2 protein-coding genes are annotated in these 2833 nt (G+C 59.0%); both read left to right on the top strand.

The features are described from left to right. Nucleotides 1–663 precede the first annotated feature (663 nt). Nucleotides 664–1917: a porin gene (locus ACS5Q1_RS47370; RefSeq protein WP_473104700.1), complete on the top strand. Its 1254-nt coding sequence runs from the start codon at nt 664–666 to the stop codon at nt 1915–1917. Nucleotides 1918–2006: 89 nt separating this feature from the next. Continuing rightward, the gene (locus ACS5Q1_RS47365) at nt 2007–2516 is read left to right on the top strand and encodes a helix-turn-helix domain-containing protein (protein ID WP_473104699.1); all 510 of its coding nucleotides are present in this window, start codon (nt 2007–2009) and stop codon (nt 2514–2516) included. The last annotated feature ends 317 nt before the right edge of the window (nt 2517–2833 follow it).

The following is a 2833-nucleotide window of genomic DNA, read 5'->3' as shown; positions in this document are numbered from 1 at the left end:
TCTTCGCCAGATCCAAGCCAATTGTGCTAACCTCTCCCATGGACGCCTCCCTCAAGTGGTGCAGTTCAACACCTCCACTTTGGCACACCGAGGCCGTTGGGGGGCGTCCACCTCATCAGAACCCGCCACAAGACCGGCCGCGATCAGGACTCTTCGCAAGGCCCCTCGGCTCTGACGAAGGACCCGAGCGGATGAACTGTTGAGAAAAAGCTTGCAAAGTGCCCCGCGATTGGACGACTCATGAGATCTTGCGCTGGCCTTGACGAGACGTGAAGCCCAAACGCCGTGCCGGCCCGATACCAAAAATAAGGAAACTCGACGTCATGGGTCCGGGTTCAGATGGTCGTTGATGTTCCAAGTGTCTGAAATGCTAACAGAAAGTTAACAGCCTCTTCTTGAGCCGTCTAAGTGTTGGAAATTGGCCACAGTGTATTGAAGAACCGACCTAACTGCGCTGAAAAGCACGTCCATTCGCTTGATCTCGGCCCCGTCCCCGATAATGTGGCTGCAACGACAGGGCTCCCCAGTCGTCATCCTGGTGAGTTCGAATGAAAACGGGCCGCCGGGTACTAGGGGAAAAGGGACGTGTTTGAAGGCTTCGTTGAAGCTGCCGAAGCACAAAAACCCGGCCCCCCAGGGTCTCGAAACTTTGGAGGTTTAACCATGAAGCTCGCTAAGAGCCTCTTCCTCGGATCGGTCGCGGGTCTCGCGGCTGTCGCCGGGGCTCAAGCCGCCGACCTTCCCGTGGCCAAAGCTGCGCCGGTCGAATACGTGCGCGTCTGCTCCACCTACGGCGCAGGCTTCTTCTACATCCCCGGCACCGAAACCTGCCTCCGCGTCGGCGGCCGTGTTCGCGCCGAGTTCCGCTACCTCGAGCCGACCGATCGCGCCCAGGATGCGATCGGCTTCCGTGCTCGTGGCCGCATCCAGCTCGATGCCCGCACCGCCACCGCTTACGGTCTGCTCCGCACCTTCGTGCGCTTCGAGATGACCCGCGACACCGGCGTTTACGGCTTCAGCGCCACGACGGCCAACGTCGATCAGGCCTTCATCCAGTTCGGCGGCCTCACCGCCGGTCGCGTCGTGTCGTTCTACGACAACAGCGACCTGCCGACGGGCCACTTCGGCACGCTCCGCTTCTCGGACGCCCCGACCGTGAACCTGTTCGCCTACACCTTCTCGTTCGGCAACGGCTTCTCGGCCACGATCTCGGCTGAAGAAGGCCGCTTCGCTGGCACCGCCTTCGCCGGCACCTCGGTGTTCACCGAAGCCGGTCAGACGATGCCTGACCTCGTCGGTAACCTGAAATACGCCGGCACCTGGGGTTCGCTCCAGCTCTCCGGTGCTCTGCACCAGCTGCGCAGCGACAACCTGATTGAAGTTGCTCCTGGCATTACCGACTTCCCGGACTCCGAGCTCGGCTGGTCGGTCTCGCTCCAGGGCTCCGTGAACCTGCCGATGCTGGCCGCTGGCGACGCCCTCTGGCTCGCCGCGTCCTACGCTGACGGCGCTCTCGGCTACCTCGGCTTCGGCTCGTCGGTCACCGTCGGCTCGCTCACCGAGTCGGTTGTCGACGCTTACATCGGCGTGGACGGCGACATCCATACCGGCGAAGGCTGGTCGATCGCCGGTGGTCTGCGTCACTACTGGACCCCGACCATCCGTCAGAACGTGTTCGGTTCGTGGGCTCGCGTTGAGTACCCGAACGTGGCTCCGGCTGTGTTCCCGGGTGGCCTCGGCATCGGTGTTGACTTCACCGAGTGGCGCGCCGGCACGAACGTGATCTGGACGCCGGTTGCTGGCCTGGACCTCGGTGTCGAGGTTCTCTACGCCAACATCGATCCGCGCGGTCCGGATCCGGTCGACCTGAAGAACGACGTTTGGGAAGGCCGTATCCGCGTTCAGCGCGACTTCTAATCGGCTTATCCTGATCGGATGAGAGAACCCCGGTGGCAACACCGGGGTTTTTCTTTATCTTAGAGTCTCGTGAACTAGGAAGGGATGATGTGACAAACAACGTGTTTGCCCTGCAGATTTCCGCTAAGCGAAAGGAGATGAAATTGTCGATGCGAGGTCTCGCACACGCCACTGGCATAGCCGCCTCGACAATCTCGCGGATTGAAAGTGGGAAGCTCTCACCGACCTTAGACAATGTCCTGAAAATAGCGGCCGTGCTTCAACTCGAGCCTCCTTTAGCGGAAAATAGTCACAGTGCGGCCAGCACGGAAGCCAAAGTCGCTGAAGATGACCCGACCAGGATGAATCACGAGCTGATTACTTACAGGAGAATAGCGACTACGGTTCTCAAGCCGGGAACTCGACGGGATGTCAGCAATTTAGCAGCGCGCAATGGCTATACGGCCGCAGTTCTGCTAAGAGGTGTTATCGAACTCCGGTCTAGTACAGGGATTCGAGAGAGGCTAACGCGTGGCGCTACGATAAATTGTCGCCTCGTTGCTCGTCATGAATTCTATTTGATTGCTATTCAGGAAGCTGAACTCATCTGGATAGTTTGACGTTACAATCCCAAAAATGGAATACTTGCCTGCCAGTTCCACTGCCGTTTGAAGCGCGGTTCTAAAGCCGTGTTTGAATCCAAGCGTTGATAGCCGCGGCGTTCCATGATCAGTCCTAGACGGGCCTCAGCTTTAGAAATTTGCTTCTTCGATGTGAGCTACCGATCAAAGCTGATCCGCAAGCTGGAGAGCAGGTTTTGATGAGGTGGACGCCCCCCAACGGCCTCGGTGTGCCAAAGTGGAGGTGTTGAACTGCACCACTTGAGGGAGGCGTCCATGGGAGAGGTTAGCACAATTGGCTTGGATCTGGCGAAGAA

It is taken from the genome of Microvirga sp. GN3, from assembly GCF_055792825.1.
Note: the sequence above shows the minus strand (reverse complement) of the source record. Positions and strands in the feature narration are given on the sequence as shown.